Annotated in this window: 12 protein-coding genes and 1 tRNA gene; 4 read left to right on the top strand and 9 right to left on the bottom strand. The window is 68.1% G+C overall.

Annotated features, from left to right (window positions below):
- Window positions 1-117: 117 nt before the first annotated feature.
- On the top strand, window positions 118-1,746 hold the full coding sequence (locus E5A74_RS10610) for a hypothetical protein (protein ID WP_166745787.1): 1,629 nt from the start codon (window positions 118-120) through the stop codon (window positions 1,744-1,746).
- Between the two features lie 84 nt (window positions 1,747-1,830).
- Window positions 1,831-6,420: a cytochrome P450 gene (locus E5A74_RS10615; RefSeq protein ID WP_135984655.1), complete on the top strand. Its 4,590-nt coding sequence runs from the start codon at window positions 1,831-1,833 to the stop codon at window positions 6,418-6,420.
- 190 nt (window positions 6,421-6,610) lie between these two features.
- Here the strand turns inward: E5A74_RS10615 and E5A74_RS10620 are convergent.
- The 7 genes from E5A74_RS10620 to E5A74_RS20915 form a co-directional block, all read right to left on the bottom strand.
- A tRNA-Val gene (locus tag E5A74_RS10620) sits at window positions 6,611-6,686 on the bottom strand.
- Window positions 6,687-6,734: 48 nt separating this feature from the next.
- A complete protein-coding gene (locus E5A74_RS10625) occupies window positions 6,735-7,688 on the bottom strand; it encodes a winged helix DNA-binding protein (protein WP_135984657.1) in 954 nt (317 codons plus the stop codon).
- A gap of 189 nt (window positions 7,689-7,877) precedes the next feature.
- A complete protein-coding gene (locus E5A74_RS10630) occupies window positions 7,878-9,365 on the bottom strand; it encodes an NAD(P)(+) transhydrogenase (Re/Si-specific) subunit beta (RefSeq protein WP_135984659.1) in 1,488 nt (495 codons plus the stop codon).
- Between the two features lies 1 nt (window position 9,366).
- A complete protein-coding gene (locus E5A74_RS10635; protein ID WP_135984661.1) occupies window positions 9,367-9,660 on the bottom strand; it encodes a proton-translocating transhydrogenase family protein in 294 nt (97 codons plus the stop codon).
- A gap of 1 nt (window position 9,661) precedes the next feature.
- The gene (locus E5A74_RS10640; RefSeq protein ID WP_135984663.1) at window positions 9,662-10,060 is read right to left on the bottom strand and encodes an endonuclease domain-containing protein; all 399 of its coding nucleotides are present in this window, start codon (window positions 10,058-10,060) and stop codon (window positions 9,662-9,664) included.
- Window positions 10,061-10,137: 77 nt separating this feature from the next.
- Window positions 10,138-11,259 carry a Re/Si-specific NAD(P)(+) transhydrogenase subunit alpha gene (locus tag E5A74_RS10645; protein ID WP_135984665.1) on the bottom strand — a complete coding sequence of 374 codons (1,122 nt, stop codon included), beginning with the start codon at window positions 11,257-11,259 and terminating at the stop codon, window positions 10,138-10,140.
- Window position 11,260: 1 nt separating this feature from the next.
- Entirely contained in the window at window positions 11,261-11,398 is a 138-nt protein-coding gene (locus E5A74_RS20915) for a hypothetical protein (RefSeq protein ID WP_166745785.1), read from the bottom strand.
- Window positions 11,399-11,559: 161 nt separating this feature from the next.
- On the opposite strand from E5A74_RS20915, the gene E5A74_RS10650 reads away from it, so the two are divergent.
- A complete protein-coding gene (locus E5A74_RS10650; protein WP_135984667.1) occupies window positions 11,560-12,987 on the top strand; it encodes a sigma-54-dependent transcriptional regulator in 1,428 nt (475 codons plus the stop codon).
- Between the two features lie 3 nt (window positions 12,988-12,990).
- On the opposite strand, the gene E5A74_RS10655 is transcribed toward E5A74_RS10650, so the two are convergent.
- The gene (locus tag E5A74_RS10655; protein WP_166745784.1) at window positions 12,991-14,454 is read right to left on the bottom strand and encodes a glycosyltransferase family 39 protein; all 1,464 of its coding nucleotides are present in this window, start codon (window positions 14,452-14,454) and stop codon (window positions 12,991-12,993) included.
- A gap of 140 nt (window positions 14,455-14,594) precedes the next feature.
- Between E5A74_RS10655 and E5A74_RS10660 the strand changes: the two genes are divergently transcribed.
- Window positions 14,595-15,026 (top strand): anthrone oxygenase family protein, encoded by a 432-nt coding sequence (locus E5A74_RS10660; protein WP_135984671.1) that lies wholly within the window; start codon window positions 14,595-14,597, stop codon window positions 15,024-15,026.
- On the opposite strand, the gene folP is transcribed toward E5A74_RS10660, so the two are convergent.
- On the bottom strand, window positions 15,023-16,111 hold the full coding sequence (folP, locus tag E5A74_RS10665; protein WP_135984673.1) for a dihydropteroate synthase: 1,089 nt from the start codon (window positions 16,109-16,111) through the stop codon (window positions 15,023-15,025). The two genes, E5A74_RS10660 and folP, sit on opposite strands and share 4 nt — an antisense overlap.
- Between the last annotated feature and the right edge of the window lie 10 nt (window positions 16,112-16,121).

Below are 16,121 nucleotides of genomic sequence, written 5' to 3' on the forward strand. Positions count from 1 at the left end.
GGAAAGCGTGAAAAATGAAGTGAGGAGGCCCCGTTTTTCGCTTATGTTGCGCGCGGGGGAATGATGCAGCAGGCGACCGGGCACTCGCACCAGCTGAATCTGTTGGGTCCGTTTGGCTTGTTCGAGCCAAACGGCGCACGCATCGAGATTCCCAGCAAGAAGGGCATGGCGCTGCTCGCGCTGCTGGCGATGGCGCGGGACGGCGTGCGCGCGCGGCCGTGGTTGCAGGACATGCTATGGGGCTCGCGCGCGCCCGAGCAGGCGAGCGCGAGCCTGCGCCGCGAGCTTTCTGCGTTGCGCCGGCTGCTCAACGCCGGCTCCGATCCGCTGTTGATCTGCGAACACGGCCGCGTCACGCTCGCGCTCGATCATATCGCGGTCGATGCCGGAAGCGCGCGGCCGGGCCGCTGCGGCGAGTTCCTCGAGGGGCTGGATCTCGTCGACGCCGAGGCGTTCGAGCAATGGCTGCGCGAACAACGCAGCGACTTTGCCGGGCAATTGGCGCCGCCGGCCGCGCCGGTGTTGCCGCGCGACATCGTCGACATGACCGAGCCTGCCGCGGGTCTGCCCGATCGGCCCACGCTGGCGGTGCTGCCTTTCGCCAATCTGACCGGGAATGCCGAGCTCGACTATGTCGCCGAAGGCCTGGTCAGCGATCTGATCGATCAGATCGCCCATCTGCGCTGGCTGCCGGTGATCTCGGGCATGGCGAGCGCCGCCTATCCTTCGGCGAAACTGCGCCTCGCCGATATCGGGCGGGCGCTCGGTGCGCGATATCTGATCGACGGGCGACTGCGCGGAGAGGCCGGCGCGCTGACGCTCGCGATCGGGATTTCCGACACCGACACCAGCGAGGCGATCTGGTCGCACCATATCCAGCTCCCCGCCGACGCCTCCGCGACGATGCTGGGGCCGGTGCTCGACGAGATTGTCGGCGCGCTGTCCACCCGGATCGATCTGGCGGAGATGGTCCGCGCGACGCGGGCGCCCGCGACCGGCTCCGGCGTCACCGGCCTGATCTGGCGCGCGCGCTGGCATCACAACCGCTACACGCCGGCCAATGCACGCATCGCCGAGGATCTGCTCGAACAGGCGCTGGCGATCGATCCGGACTCGTCGGAGGCGATCCTGCAGCTCGCATATTTCCGCCAGCGTCAACTATGGATCAAGCGCGCCAGCGCGGCGGAAATCGCGGATCTTGGACAGCTCGCGCGGCGCGCGATCACTGCCGACCCGATCGACGGCCGAGGCTATATGCTCGCCGGGATGGCCGAACTCTGGCGTCGCAATACGGTGCCCGCGGTCGCGCTGCTCGAGCAGGCGATCCGGCTAAACCCCAGCCTTGCGCTGGCTTACACCCAGCTGGCCGCGGCCTTCTATCTCGACGACGCACCCGAACACGCACTCGAACCGATCAGCCGGGCGTTCCGATTGGGGCTGGGCGAGCAATATACTTATTATGCGCTGGGCGAGCTGGCGATCATCCGCGCGATGCTGGGCAATGCCACCGGCGCGATCGAGGCGGCGGACCATGCGATCGTGCGCCGCGAGGCCTATTGGTATGCGCATCTCGTGAAGATCCACGCGCTGGTCCAATGTGGCTGCGCGGGGGAAGCCGCCGCGGCACTTGCGCGGCTGCGACGTGCCAAGCCGCGCTTCGATGCCAGCTATATCGACTGGATTCCGTTCACCACCGCCAAATGGCCGTCACGCCTTCGCGCGTCGTTGAGCGTGGCAGAGGAATAACGCCAAAATGGGCGGGTTCGGAATTGATGCCCGCTATTGTACTGATAAGATAAGTACTTGAGCGTTTTCACTGGGGGGTGGGGCGTGGCGAAAACGAAGTATTTTGATCGCATTCTCGAAGTGCGTGGTGCATGGCGGCAACCGCGTATTGGTGAACTTCTCGAATTCGATTTCAACCGACTTGGGCGGAATACGTGGCGGGAAAAGATCGTCGGCGCCGTCGTCGACGGCCTGCTGCCGGTCCTGCTCTGGCTGGGCAGATCCTTTTTCCCGGTGTTCCGATTGAACGGCGTCTACTGGGTCTGCCGTGCCGAGGATGTCGAGGCCGTGCTCGCCGACGGCGCGACCTTTCCCACACCCTTCGGGCCGGAAATGGCGGAGCTTTCGGGCGGACACGCCGCGCCGCCCACCACCGGACCGATCGATCGCGGCGACGAGGTCAATTTCTCGCTCGGCATGGATGGGCCGGACCAGGCGCGCCAGAACGCGATTATCCGAAGCGTCGTGCTGCCCGGGGACACCGAACGCGTCGGCCGATATGCCCGCGCCTTCGCGCTCTCGCTGATTGCGGGAGGGAAGGGGCGGCTCGACGTTGTCGGCGACCTGTCGATCCGGATCCCGACCGAGATTTGCAGACGCTATTTCGGGCTCGGCATCGCTGATCCGGACAGTTTCGCGGAATGGGCGATGTCGGTCTCGGCATTGGTGTTCGCCGACCCTTATGGCGATCCCACGACACGCGAGGTCGCGCTTGCCGGAGCGCAGCGGCTGCGCCGGATCATCGACATCGCCATCGCGCGCGCCAGGCGGCCGGTCGCGCGCGCGGTCGCGCTGGGGACGCCGGATCTCGCCCAGTTGACGTTGGTCGAACGGTTGGTTGCGCTGTCGCAGCACGATCGCGCACTTGAGCTGCAGGATGACGAAATCCGCGCGATCCTGCTCGGAATGGTCGTCGGCTTCGTCCCGACCAATGGCGTCGGCGGCGCGAAGATGATCGAGGAGATCCTGCGCCGGCCGGAAGTGTTCGACCTGGCATGCAAGGTGGCGCGCGCGGGAAAGGTCGAGCGCCTCGAAGCGATTCTGCTCGAAGCGGCGCGGCTCAACCCGGGGCTGGCGCCCGGCCAATGGCGCTATTGCCCGGGGGGCGCCACCGTCGCCGGGCGCGAGATCCCCGCCGGCGCGACGGTGATGGTGGCGACGATGTCGGCAATGCGCGACCGGCGCCGCTGGGCGCATCCCGGTCGCTTCGATCCGAACCGCGGGCAGGAGCCGGGGTTGATCTTCGGTGATGGGCTCCATGAATGCGTCGGCAAATATCTGGCGATGCGGATCATCCGCGAAGCGCTGTTGCCGCTCTTTGCGCTGCCGGGATTGCGCGTGGCGGCCGGCCCCCGGGGGCGGATGCAGCGCGTGGGCTATTTCACCAAGCGGCTCGACATGGTCTATGATGGTCCAGCCAGCACCCAGAGCCAGATCATCATCGCCATCCCGGTCGTCGATACCGGCAAGGTGACGGATATTCGCGAGGCACTTCGCGACATGGGCAATCCGGCCTCGTCGAAAGTCACCGCGGCGCTCGATGCTACCGGGATCGTCCATTTCTCCTCTTGCTCGCTGATCAATGCGGGGGTGCCCGGAGCGCCCGAATTCCGGCTGCTGATCGAACTCAATGTCGATGGCCAGCGCGATGCCGCGATCCATTGCTATGCGGTCGCGATGGGCCGGTGGATCCGCCCCATCGTCGCGCTCGCCCTCGGCGACGCGCCCGATTCGCTGGAAGCGGCGCTGCGCCGCCACGCGCTCGACCTGCATTTCTGGCCATGGGGATCGACCGGGCTGCATTTCCCGGGGACAGGCGAATTCTCCGTCGCCGACATACATCGCCAACAGGCTTTGCACGCGCATGTCTGTGACAAGATCGCCGCCAATCTGGCTGGCGATGCCGACAAACTGGGCGGCCGCGCATTGCAGGTGCTGGCGAACGTCCGCCACGAGATCCGGGATGCGGCATGGGCGAATCCGGAAGACGGTGGATTGCTCGAACTCGATGCGATGCTGGTCGCGCCCACGCGCGGCGGACTCTCATTTGCGCGACGGCGGCCCGATCATGGCTTCTGGGCGCCGTTCGCGGACGTCTGGAGCGGCGGGTTGAACCACAAGGTCGGCACGGTTGCCTTCGCCACCTGGGTCGTGACGCTGCTGCTTTGCCATCATGCGCTCCGCCAGGGCGCGTGGCTGTCGCTTCCCGCGCTGGGCCACAGCATTTGGGGACTCGGCGCCGCCTTGTATCACGGCGCGCTGGGGGACGCATTGGCTGCCGGGCTGCGCGGCGGGTTGCTGGCGTTGCTGGCGTTGGTCCTCACGATCCTGTTCTGGACGCTCGTTCTGGCCGCATTGGCTTGGTTCTACCGCCGTGCCGAGCGGCTCGAGGTGCCGGATGACGAGGCTCCCGATCGCGAGCATCTGCGGGAGATCGCGGCGCGCGAGGACAGCCCGGGCCATGCCCAGAACCACATCATCGCGGTGACTCCGCTCAAGCGCGGACTGATGCGCCGCCTGTCGCTCGCGCTCGCGCTCTGGGGCATCCGGCAGAGCCTGTTGTGGTTCCGCACCGGCTTCGTCGTGACCATGGGCACGATCCATTACGCGCGCTGGTTCCGCGTGCCCGGCACCCACACATTGGTGTTCCAGTCCAACTATGACGGCAGCTGGGAAAGCTATCTCGAGGATTTCATCACGCGCGCGCATCAGGGGCAAACCGCGGCGTGGAGCAACGGCGTGGGGTTTCCGAACTCGGAATGGCTGATCAACAAGGGCGCGCGCGACGGTGACCGTTTCAAGCGCTGGGTGCGGCGCCAGCAGGTGCCGACCGATTTCTGGTACAGTCGCTACCCGCAACTGACGACGCAGGAAATCCGCCGCAACGCGCTGGTGCAGGATGGCCTGGCGCGGGCCTATTCCGATACCGCAGCGCGCGCGTGGCTCGATCTGATCGGCTCGGCGCCGCGGCAGGAATATGAACTCGAGTCAGAAGAGATCCAGTCGATTCTGTTCCGCGGGCTGAAGCGCGCCTATTTCAGCGCCTGCATTCCCGTGCGCCTGCCGTCTGACGGCCGCAAGAGCGACTGGCTCATGCATGTGCGCGAACATTTGTCGTTCGGCGCCTATCCCAAGCTCGATGGCGCGCTCTATCTCGCACTGTCGCCAACCGGGATCGCCCGGTTCGACAGTCCGCAAGGCGACGCGGCGCTCGGCGTCGACATGCTGCGCGATTTCCCGAGCGCGTTCGCGGGCGGGATGAGCGCGCGCAGCAAGATTCTGCGCGATCCGGACCCGGAGGCGCACGGCTGGCGATGGCGCGACGCCGCTCCCGAACCCGAAGCGAATGTCGCCGATGCCGTATTGCTGATCTACGCGCCCAATTGCGCGGCGCTCGACCAGGAGATCAGCAATCATTGCGCGGCGCTGGAGGAACATGGCGGCGCGGTGGTGCACGGCGTGATCCGCACCCTGCTGCTCGACGAAGAGGGGACCGTCATCGACGGCACACCGCGCGGACGGAATGCGCCAAAGGCTGTGAGCCATGAGCATTTCGGCTTCCGCGACGGCATCTCGCAGCCGGTGATCCGCGGCACCGAACAATTCACCCCCGGCTTCGACAGGCATGATCTGGTCGAGCCAGGCGAATTCGTTCTCGGCTATCGCAACAATCAGGGCTATTTCCCGCCGGCGATCACCGTTCCCGCGGCGACGGACCTGGGCGAGAGCCTTCCGATCCTGGCGCAGAGCACGGCCTTCGGTCATCCCGATTTCGCCGGCCGGGACGATCTGCTGGCGACCCGCGATTTCGGCCGCAACGGCAGTTTCCTCGTCATTCGCCAGCTCGGACAGGATGTCGCCGGCTTCCGCCGCTTTGCGGACGGGAAGGCCGGGGAGCTCGTTGCTCATTATGGCGAGAAGGAATTGCGCGCCACTGTCGGCGAGCATGTCGACGGGGACTGGGTCGCCGCCAAGATGATGGGAAGATGGCGCGATGGCCGCCCGTTGATCGGCAATCCCCGGCGGGCGAATGAATTCAACGACCAGAAACCCAATAACGACTTTTTGTATGGCCGCGACGATCCGCGCGGCCACCAATGCCCGCTCGGCGCGCATATCCGGCGGACCAATCCGCGCGACAGCCTCGAGCCCGATGATCCGCTTGAGCAGACGATTTCCAACCGGCATCGCATGTTGCGACGCGGGCGCAGCTATGTGTTCGATCCGGCGATCTCCGACTATGTTTCGGAACACGCGCCGGAGGCGGATGTGCAGCGCGGCATGTTGTTCATGTGCCTGTGCGGCGATCTCGAGCGGCAGTTCGAGTTCGTGCAGCAGAGCTGGGCGACGCTGCCGTCTTTCCACGGCCTGACCGGCGAGCCCGATCCGATCACGACCGACGCGCGCCTGTGCGAGCCGCGCGGCTATTCGATCCCCACCGCCGCCGGCCCCCTGGCGCTCAAGGAGATGCAGACCTTCGTCGAGTTTCACGGGGGCGGCTATTTCTTCGTGCCCAGCCGCTCGGCCATTGATTATTTGATCAATCTCGACGGGCCGCGCTTCAACGAAACAAGACGATGGAAGGATGTTCTCCAGGCGCTGGGCGCGAGTCAGGCCGACGCCGGGAGCACTTGATGCAACCGCTATTCACGGGGTGGGAGGTGCGTCAGCCTCTGCGTCCGCTTCGCACCACGCGAACCTTTTTGGGAAAGGCCGGGCCGAAGGGCTTAAAACCCGGCGGTCGCGCCCAAAGGCGGCCATCCATTCCCGCGACGAGCGGAGCGAATGATCCGCCGGTTGCGCCCGCGCGCCCGGACCATCGGGATGGTGGGCGCTGACGGGCTCGAACCGCCGACCCTCTCGGTGTAAACGAGATGCTCTACCAACTGAGCTAAGCGCCCGATCCCGTGCGCGATGCCAAAAGCGGCGCGCCGGGGCAAGGCCCGGCGTCACACCAGATGCAGCCCGGCGCGCTTTACCGCGCCGGCATAGCTGCGCATGCCCTCGAAGCCTCGCGCGCTCAGCCCGATATAGGCGCGGCGGCGGTCGGCCGGATCGGCCTGGCGTTCGAACAGCCCGGCTTCGTGGAGCGTCCCGATCCAGCGCAGCGCCGTCGTCGGCGGCACTGCGGCGGCGATGCACAGGCTCGAAACCGAGACCTGCCGCCGCTCGAGCCCCGCCGCGAAAAGATCGAGCAGCATGTCCCAGGCCGGATCGGCGAACAGCTCGTCGGCGAAGAATTGCGCGCGCATCCGCCGCGCCCGGATCACCGCGCGAATTTCGGCCGCGGCGATCTCCACGCCGGCGCCGGAATCGGGGCCGCGATAGCCGACCCCACGGTCGCGCACCCCGGCACGGGGCTCGGCATCGTCGCCGCGGGTCAGCCGCGCGAGCGTCTCGGCGATCCGCGCGACTTCCTCGCTCAGCCGCCGCAGCCGCGCCGATTCGGACTCGCGGTTGACGTCGTCCATCACCCCGCGCGCCTGCCATTTCGCCGCGGCGATCGCGCTGACTCGCTCGGCGGTGCCGGGATTGCACAGGATCTGGGCGCGCGGGCCGAGCAATTGCGCCGCGGCGATGTCGATCTGCTCGGGCAGCACCGTCGCGACGATCCCGAGCGCACGTTCGCGCGCGATCGTGTCGGCGCGCGCGAGCACGAGGTCTAGCAGATCGTCCGACGCCGCGACGGCCTCGACGAGGATCAGGTCGAGCCCGTCATAATTGCTGATGTCGGCGGCGGCCTCGGCGAAGTCGATGGCGCGTCGCGCGGGGCAGCCGGCCAGTTCGAGCGCGGCGATCGCCTCGGCGGCGGCCGTTTCGCTGTCGGCGATGACCAGCGCCGTCGGCCCGCTGGCGGCATAGCCAGGAACGGCCTCGTCATGGACCATGGTCAATCTCGCCATCGCCTGCCTCAAGTTCGTCTTCTGTTCCGGAGATGCCGCAAGGCCCCGGAACGGGTGAGTCCGATTTCCTCCGTTTCGGAGGTTATGAGGCGACCTGCGCGGCGCTGGGCTGGAGCGAGGCTCCATATCGGAGCGGATGGCGGCGCGCCCGCGCGGGGAGCGCCGTCTGCCAATCCGACTTTACGCGAACTAATCCAGTGACTTCACGATCTCTTCGACCATCTTCTTGGCATCGGCCAGAAGCATCATCGTATTGTCGCGGTAAAACAGCTCGTTGTCCACGCCCGCATAACCGACGCCGCCCATCGAGCGTTTGATGAACAATACCGTCTTGGCCTTTTCGACGTCGAGCACCGGCATGCCGTAGATCGGCGAGCTCTTGTCGGTCTTGGCGGCGGGGTTGGTCACGTCGTTGGCGCCGATCACGAAGGCGACGTCGGTCTGCGCGAACTCGCTGTTGATGTCCTCGAGCTCGAACACTTCGTCATACGGCACGTTGGCCTCGGCGAGCAGCACGTTCATGTGCCCCGGCATGCGTCCCGCGACCGGATGGATCGCGTATTTCACCCGGACGCCGTGCTCCTTGAGCTTGTCGGCCATCTCCCTGAGCGTGTGCTGCGCCTGCGCCACCGCCATGCCGTAGCCGGGGACGATGATCACCTGCTCGGCCTGCTGCATCAGGAACGCGGCGTCTTCGGCCGAGCCGCGCTTCCACGGCCGGTCGGTCGCCGCCGCGGCCGCACCGCTGCCGCTGTCGCCGCCGAACCCGCCCGCGATCACGCTGATGAAGCTGCGGTTCATCGCGCGGCACATGATGTAGCTCAGGATCGCGCCCGAGCTGCCGACCAATGCGCCGGTGATGATCATCGCGCTGTTGTGGAGCGTGAACCCCATCGCCGCCGCTGCCCAGCCCGAATAGCTGTTGAGCATCGACACCACGACCGGCATGTCCGCGCCGCCGATCGGGATGATCAGCAGGAAGCCGATCACGAAGCTGAGCGCGGTGATCGTCCAGAACACCCACGGGCTCTGGTCGGTGAGGAAATAGCCGATCAGGCCGAGGATGCCGGCAAGAAGCGCGAGATTGATGACATGGCGGCCGGGCAGCATGATCGGCTTGCCGCTCATATTGCCGTTGAGCTTGAGGAACGCGATCACCGAGCCCGAAAAGGTGATCGCGCCAATCGCGACGCCGAGGCCCATCTCGACCCGGCTGACCTGAAGGATGGTCACGACATCGGGGCCGTAGATCGGCCGGATCACCTGCGCGATCCCAAAGGCCAGCGGATTGAGGAACGCCGCTGCCGCGACGAGCACCGCGGCGAGACCGACAAGGCTGTGGAACGCGGCGACGAGCTGCGGCATCGCGGTCATCGCGATCTTCCGCGCGGTCACCAGGCCGATTGCGGCGCCAATGGCAATCGCGGCCAATATCTGCCCCGCCAGCCCGAGGTCGGGCTCGAAGATGGGTTGCCCATCCAAAGCGCCCAGCGCCGTCATCGGGAAATGCGTGACGATCGTCGTCACCACCGCGATGGTCATGCCGATCATCCCGAAGCGGTTGCCCCGCTGGCTCGAGACCGGGCTCGACAGGCCGCGCAGCGCGAGGATGAAGCACACGCCCGCAACGAGATACGCGAGTGCGGCCCAAGGGTTTACCGGTGCGCCATGTTCCATCTCAGCGCACCTTCTTCTTGTACATCGCGAGCATGCGCGCGGTCACCGCGAAGCCGCCGAAGATGTTGATGCTGGCGAACACCACCGCGACCAGCCCCAGCCATTTCGAGACCGCGCCCCCGCTGCCCAGCCCGACCGCCGCCGACGCGATCAGCGCGCCGACGATGATCACCGACGAGATCGCGTTGGTCACCGCCATCAGCGGCGTGTGCAGCGCCGGGGTTACCGACCAGACCACGTAATAGCCGACGAAGCACGCCAGCACGAAGATCGACAGGATCGAGATGAAGTCCATCTTACTTTCCTTGATCCTCCCCGGAACGGGGAGGGGGACCAGCCGCAGGCTGGTGGAGGGGGCTCGCCACAAGCGAGATGATCGCGGCGGCTACTGCATCCGCATCCTGCAATACGTCTGCGGCATTGATCCGAACTAGTCGGTACCGGTTCTCACGGATGGACCGGTCACGCTCGCGATCCTGTGCGATCGCGGTCGCTGTCGAATGAATCTGACCATCGACTTCGATCGCCCGCCGTTTCGGCGCGAAATAGAAATCGACGACATAGGGCCCGATCGCGTGGTGATTGCGAAAGTGCAGCCCTGAATTCCGGCGCCGCAAACGCTGCCACAGCAGGACCTCCGGATAGCTCATTTCACGCCGCTGCTTGCGCGCCCGCGCCGTCTCGGGCCGGAGCATGCGCGGAAAGCCCCCTCCACCACGCTTCGCGCGGTCCCCCTCCCCGTTCCGGGGAGGATCGGGGAGCCGCTGCGTCGTCAACCCAGCAGCCTCTCGTGCACGACCTTGCCGCCTTGCGTCAGGCGGATCGCATTGCCGATCTCGTCGTCGAGCACCGGCCGCTGCGCTTCCTTGTCCCAGAACGCGCTCAGGAAGTTGAACAGGTTGCGCGCGAACAGCGCCGAGCTGTCCGCGGCAAGGCGGCTCGCGACGTTCTTGTGCCCGACGATCTTGACGCCGTGCCGCTCGACCACTTCGCCCGCGACCGCGCCCTCGACATTGCCGCCCGCCTCGACCGCGAGATCGACGATCACGCTGCCCGGCTTCATGCTCGCCACCTGCGCGTCGCTGATCAGCCGCGGCGCCGGACGTCCCGGGATCAGCGCGGTGGTGATGACGATGTCCTGCCTGGCGATGTGCGACGAGACCAGCTCGGCCTGCGCCGCCTTGTATTCGTCGGACATCTCGGTGGCATAGCCGCCGCTACCTTCGCCCTCGATGCCTTTCACGCTCTCGACGAAGATCGGTTTGGCGCCGAGCGAGAGGATCTGCTCCTTCGTCGCCGCGCGCACATCGGTAGCGGAGACCTGCGCGCCGAGCCGCCGCGCGGTGGCGATCGCCTGAAGCCCGGCGACGCCGACGCCCATCACGAAGACCTTGGCGGCGCTGACGGTGCCCGCCGCGGTCATCATCATCGGGAAGGCCCGGCCATATTCGGCGGCGGCGTCGAGCACGGCCTTGTAGCCCGCGAGGTTGGACTGCGAGGAGAGGATGTCCATCGACTGCGCGCGGGTGATGCGCGGCATGAACTCCATCGCCAGCGCCTCGGCGCCGAGCGCGGCATAGCGATCGACGCGCGCGCGCTCGCCGAAGGGATTGAGCCCCGCGACGATCCACGCGCCCTGCTTCAATCCGGGAAGCTGATCGGGATCGGGACCCTGCACGCCGAGCACGATATCGGCATCGGCCAGCACTTCCGCGCGGCTGGCGACAGCCGCACCCGCATCGGCATAGCCCTGATCGGCGATCGATGCCGTCGCGCCCGCCCCGGATTCGACCGCCACGGTGGCGCCCAGCCCGATGAACTTCTTGACGGTCTCGGGAGTCGCGGAGACGCGCCGCTCGCCGGCGGCGGCCTCCTTGAGCACCGCGATCTTCACCTCAGCTGGCGATCATGAGGACGACGAACGCGCCGATCGCGAACGCAGTGATGGTTCCCCACAGCATGAGCCTGGTGAAGCCGCCATAGGCCGCGATATGGGCCTGGACTTCGGTGCTGTTGTCGCCCGTTTCGGCCATGCTTCGTGATCCCCTCTGCGCGATTTTTGGGGGACCTTAACGGCGGTGCCGCAGCGCCTCAACCCCGGCACGGAAAACATCGACTGCGCGCAGGCTTAAGCCCGCCTTTACCGATGCCGATTATGGGATACGACCTGAAACGGGACAACAGGGACAGTGGGATGACGCGCAACGGGCAGCGCCTCCTGATGCTGATTGACGACGAACCGGCGCAGCGCCGCCTCGTCGCGGCGATCGCCGCGCGGCGCGGATGGCGCACGGTGTTCGCGGGCGAGGCCGAGACGGCGATCGCGATGCTCGGCACACCCGACGGCATGGCGCTCGATGCGATCATCCTCGATCATGCCTCGTCGGATGCCGATGCCGCTGCGCTGATCGGCGAGCTGCGCGAGCGCCGTCCCCAGCTGCCGATCCTCGTGCTCACCGCCAACAGCTCGGCCGCCGCGGCGGTCAGCGCGATGCGCGCGGGCGCCACCGATTTCCTCGTAAAGCCGATCGCCTCGGAACGGCTGCTCGCCGCGCTCGAGGCGGCGATCGGCGGGATGAGCGCGGGCGAGCTCCGCCCGCTCACCGAGAAGCTTTCGGCCAGCCTCGCCTTTGACGAGATCGTCGGCAGCGCGCCGCAGTTCCGCGCCGCGCTCGCGATCGCCGCAAAGGCGGCGCGCGCCCGCGTCCCGATCCTGATCGAGGGCGAGAGCGGCGTCGGCAAGGAAGTCGTCGCCGAGGCGATCCACGCCGCGAGCCCGCGCAACAAGAAGCCCGCGATCGCCGTCAATTGCGGCGCGATCCCCGCCAATCTCGTCGAATCGGAGCTGTTCGGGCACGAAAAGGGCGCGTTCACCGGCGCGTTCGAGCGCAAGATCGGCCGCTTCCAGGATGCCGATGGCGGCACCCTGTTCCTCGACGAGGTCGGCGAGATGCCGCTCGATGCGCAGGTCAAATTGCTCCGCGTGCTGCAGACCGGCGAGATCCAGCCGCTCGGCGCGCGCCATCCCCGCGAAGTCGACGTCCGGGTGATCGCCGCGACCAACAAGAGCCTGCTCGCCGAAGTCGAGGCCGGGCGCTTCCGCGAGGATCTCTATTACCGGCTCAACGTCGTCCAGGTGACGATCCCGCCGCTGCGCGAGCGCGCCGGCGACATCCCGGCGCTCGCCCGCCATCTGCTCGCGCGGATCGCCGAGCAGCCGGGGCTGCGCCCGCTCGGCATCACCGATGACGCGCTGGCGCTGCTCGGCAGCTATGACTGGCCCGGCAATGTCCGCCAGCTCCAGAATGCGCTGTTCCGCGCGGCGGTGCTCTGTGACGGCGACGGGCTGGCCCGCGCCGACTTTCCCCAGATCGCCCAGCTCGCCGCGGGTCGGCCGGCGGGCAGCGGCCCGCATCCGCAAGGCTCGGGCAATGCCGGGGTGACGCTGTTTCGTCCCGACGGCAATCTGCGCGCGCTCGACGAGATCGAGGCCGACGTCATCCGCCTCGCGATCGGCCATTATCGCGGGCGCATGACCGAAGTCGCCCGCCGCCTCGGCATCGGGCGCTCGACGCTCTACCGCAAGCTCGGCGAGCTCGGGATCGACCAGAGCGCCGCCTGAGGTTCAGCGCACCCGCCACGAGGCGAGGTGCGGCTGCCGGTTCCGCGCGCTTTCGGGCAGGGGCTGCGCTACGCCGATCCCGGCGAACAGCCACGCCGGATCATAATCGCCGCGCGCGAGTGTGAAGAGCCGGCCTTCGCGCGCGAGCAGGGCGCGTGCGCTGCCCGCGTCGAGATGCGGCGCCGCGACGAGTCCCTCCGCCCAGCGATCCACCGCACCGGCGGGGCGCTGGACGATGAAGATGCGCAAGCCCGGCGCCTGCGCCTGCCGATAATGCTCGGCCGCCACGCCCATCGCGTCGCCCTCGACGATCACCGCCGCGTGCGGATCGATTCGCGCGATCGTCGCCAGCGTCTGCGGCCACGCCTCGGTCTCGCGTTCGGGTAGCCAGCGCAGCAGCGCGCCGATCTGCAGCGCGACGAGCAAGGCGACGAGCGCTCCGCGCATCGGCCGCGACGGCACCGCCGCCAGCGCGACCGCCAGCAGCACCGTCGCCGGCCCGGCCGCCCAGAACAGGGTCCGCGGCAGGAAGATCGGCAGGCGCTGGCTCACCGCCCACAGCAGCAACGGCGCCGCCAGCGTGAGCGCCGCGAGCAGCACCACTGCCGGACGGCGGTCCCGCGCGGCGAACCAGCCGAGCCCGCCAAGCCACGCCAGCGCGAGCAGCGGCGCGAAGACGATGCGCTCGCTGGCGACATAGAAAGGCAGATAGACCGTCGCGGTCATGGTCAGCGCTGCGGGCAGGTCGGGCCGCGTGATCCAGCCGAACGCGGTGTCGCCGCCCGCCGCCTGGCCGAGGCTGATCCATGCCCACCAGCTCCACAGCATTGCGACGAGCGCATTGGCGAGGATCCAGCGCAGCAGCGCCGGCCGGTCGCGGCGGAGCAGCCAGAACAGGGCGAAATTGGACAGCCCGACGAACAGCGCCATCGTGGTATGCGCATAGAGCGCTACCCCCGCCGCCAGCGCATAGCCGGCGAGCGGCGCCAGCCGGGGCCGCTCGAGATACAGAATGATCGCCGCGCACGCGAACAGCGCCGCGGTCTGCGCGAGGATATAGCTGCGCACCTCCTGCGAGAAATCGAGATGCGCGGGCGAGATCGCCAGCAGCAGCGCCGCGATCAGCCCCGCTCCCGTCCCGCCGAGGCGCCGCGCCGCCCACCACGCGGCGCCGATTCCCGCGGTGCCGATCGCCACCGACAGCAGCTGCACCGCCAGGTCTCCGGAGCCGAACAGCGCCATCCAGCCCTTGAGCAGCGTGTAATAGAGCGGCGGATTGGCCTCGCGTGCCATCCAGCCGCTCCACAAATGATCGAGCGGCTGATGCGCCAGCGTGACCGCGGCGATCTCGTCGAACCACAGCGAATAGCCCGCGCTGACGATGCGGAGCGCGATCGCGCCCAGCAGCACGGGCACGACGAGCAAGTCGCCGCGGCTCCATTCCGCTCCTGCCGCGCCGCGCGTCAAAGTCGCACTCCTCCCCAGGCTCCCGGCCTTGCTGTCGCGGGGCCGGGGCATGGCGTCAAGGCGCCGCGGCGCGATCGATCCGCGGCGCTGGTCAGCAAGGGCGGCGATACGGTATAGCCCCGGCCCGGGAGGAGCATCCGATGCTCGCACTTGCCGCACTGATGTGCGCCGCCCTGTTCGCCGGCGCCGCTTTCTACGTCTCCTTCGCCGAGCATCCGGCCCGGATGAAGCTCGACGACCGCGCCGCGCTGGCGCAGTGGAAGCCGTCCTATGATCGCGCCGCCCTGTTGCAGGCCAGCCTCGCGCTGCTCGGCGGCGTGCTCGGTGCCGCCGCCTGGTTTCGCTGGCAGAGCAACTGGTTCTGGCTTGCCGGCGGCATCGTCCTGTTGCTCAACATCCCCTACACGCTGCTCGTCATCTGGCGCACCAACGGCGCGCTCAAGGCGACGCCGCCCGACGCCGCCGGGCCGGCGAGCCGCGCGCTGCTGATCCGCTGGGGCCAGCTCCACTGGGTCCGCACCTTGCTCGGTCTCGCCGCCACCGCGCTGATCGCGCGCGGCTTGCTGCCCTAGTTCCGCGCGACCAGCGCCGCGTCGCGCATCCCGCGCCAGATGCGCAGCGCCTGCGCGGTCTCGAACACGTCGTGGACGCGGATCAGCTGCGCGCCCAGCTCGGCGCCCTTGAGCGCCACCGCCAGCGAGCCGCCCAGCCGCGCCTCGGCCGGCGCCTCGTTCGAGAGCGCGCCGATCATCCGCTTGCGGCTCGCCCCGAGCACGATTCCGCAGCCGATGCCGTGGAACAGCGCCAGCCCGTTGAGCAGCGCGAGATTGTCGGCGAGCGACTTGCCGAAGCCGATGCCCGGATCGATCAGCACATGCTCGCGCGCGATCCCGCCGGCGACGACTTGCTCGACGCGGCGCGCGAGCCAGTCATAGACCTCGACCAGCACGTCGCCGTAATTGCCACCCTCGTGCCCGGTCTTGCGCGGATCGGGCGAGTGCATCAGCACCACCGGGCAGCCGGCCTGCGCCGCCACACCGAGCGCGCGATCGTCGTAGAGCAGCGCCGACACGTCGTTGATCAGATGCGCGCCCGCGCCGATCCCGGCTTCCATCACCGCTGCCTTGCGCGTGTCGATCGACACCGCCGTGCCGCTCCGCGCCAGTCGCTCGACGACCGGCACAATGCGCTGGATCTCGTCGCCTTCCCACACCGTTGCCGCGCCCGGCCGGGTCGATTCGCCGCCGACATCGACGATCGCCGCCCCGGCGACGGTCATGTCGACGCCCGCCTGCGCCGCCGCGGCGGGATCGCCGACATGCTTGCCGCCGTCGGAGAAGCTGTCGGGGGTGAGGTTGAGGATCGCCATCACCTGCGGCTGATCGAGCCGCACCACGCGCTCGCCGAGCCTGAGTGGCGCGCGCGGCGCGGTGACGCGCGCGGCGATCGCTTGCAGCCGTTCGTCGGCGGGAAGATCGGCGACCGGGATCGTGCGCTGGAGCACGCGACGCTGGCCCTCGACGGCGATCAGCTCCCATGCCGCGAACCAGCACAGCCCGCCGGCCAGCCGCGCGACGCTGCCGTCGTCATGCCCGATCGGCGTGTCGACGAATTGGGTGGGCCGAAGATAGAGGCGTGCGGAGGCGGGGAGGTCCATGAACGAGGTC

Origin of the sequence: Sphingomonas naasensis (assembly GCF_004792695.1) — a bacterium.
GTDB classification, from domain to species: Bacteria; Pseudomonadota; Alphaproteobacteria; order Sphingomonadales; family Sphingomonadaceae; genus Sphingomonas; species Sphingomonas naasensis.

Excerpts from the sequence above, each read along its gene's own strand:
- E5A74_RS10625 (WP_135984657.1), bottom strand. The coding sequence starts at position 7,688 with ATGGCGAGATTGACCATGGTCCATGACGAGGCCGTTCCTGGCTATGCC.
- folP (WP_135984673.1), bottom strand. The coding sequence starts at position 16,111 with ATGGACCTCCCCGCCTCCGCACGCCTCTATCTTCGGCCCACCCAATTC.
- E5A74_RS20915 (WP_166745785.1), bottom strand. The coding sequence starts at position 11,398 with ATGGCCGAAACGGGCGACAACAGCACCGAAGTCCAGGCCCATATCGCG.
- E5A74_RS10650 (WP_135984667.1), top strand. The coding sequence starts at position 11,560 with ATGACGCGCAACGGGCAGCGCCTCCTGATGCTGATTGACGACGAACCG.
- E5A74_RS10660 (WP_135984671.1), top strand. The coding sequence starts at position 14,595 with ATGCTCGCACTTGCCGCACTGATGTGCGCCGCCCTGTTCGCCGGCGCC.
- E5A74_RS10635 (WP_135984661.1), bottom strand. The coding sequence starts at position 9,660 with ATGGACTTCATCTCGATCCTGTCGATCTTCGTGCTGGCGTGCTTCGTC.
- E5A74_RS10630 (WP_135984659.1), bottom strand. The coding sequence starts at position 9,365 with ATGGAACATGGCGCACCGGTAAACCCTTGGGCCGCACTCGCGTATCTC.
- E5A74_RS10640 (WP_135984663.1), bottom strand. The coding sequence starts at position 10,060 with ATGCTCCGGCCCGAGACGGCGCGGGCGCGCAAGCAGCGGCGTGAAATG.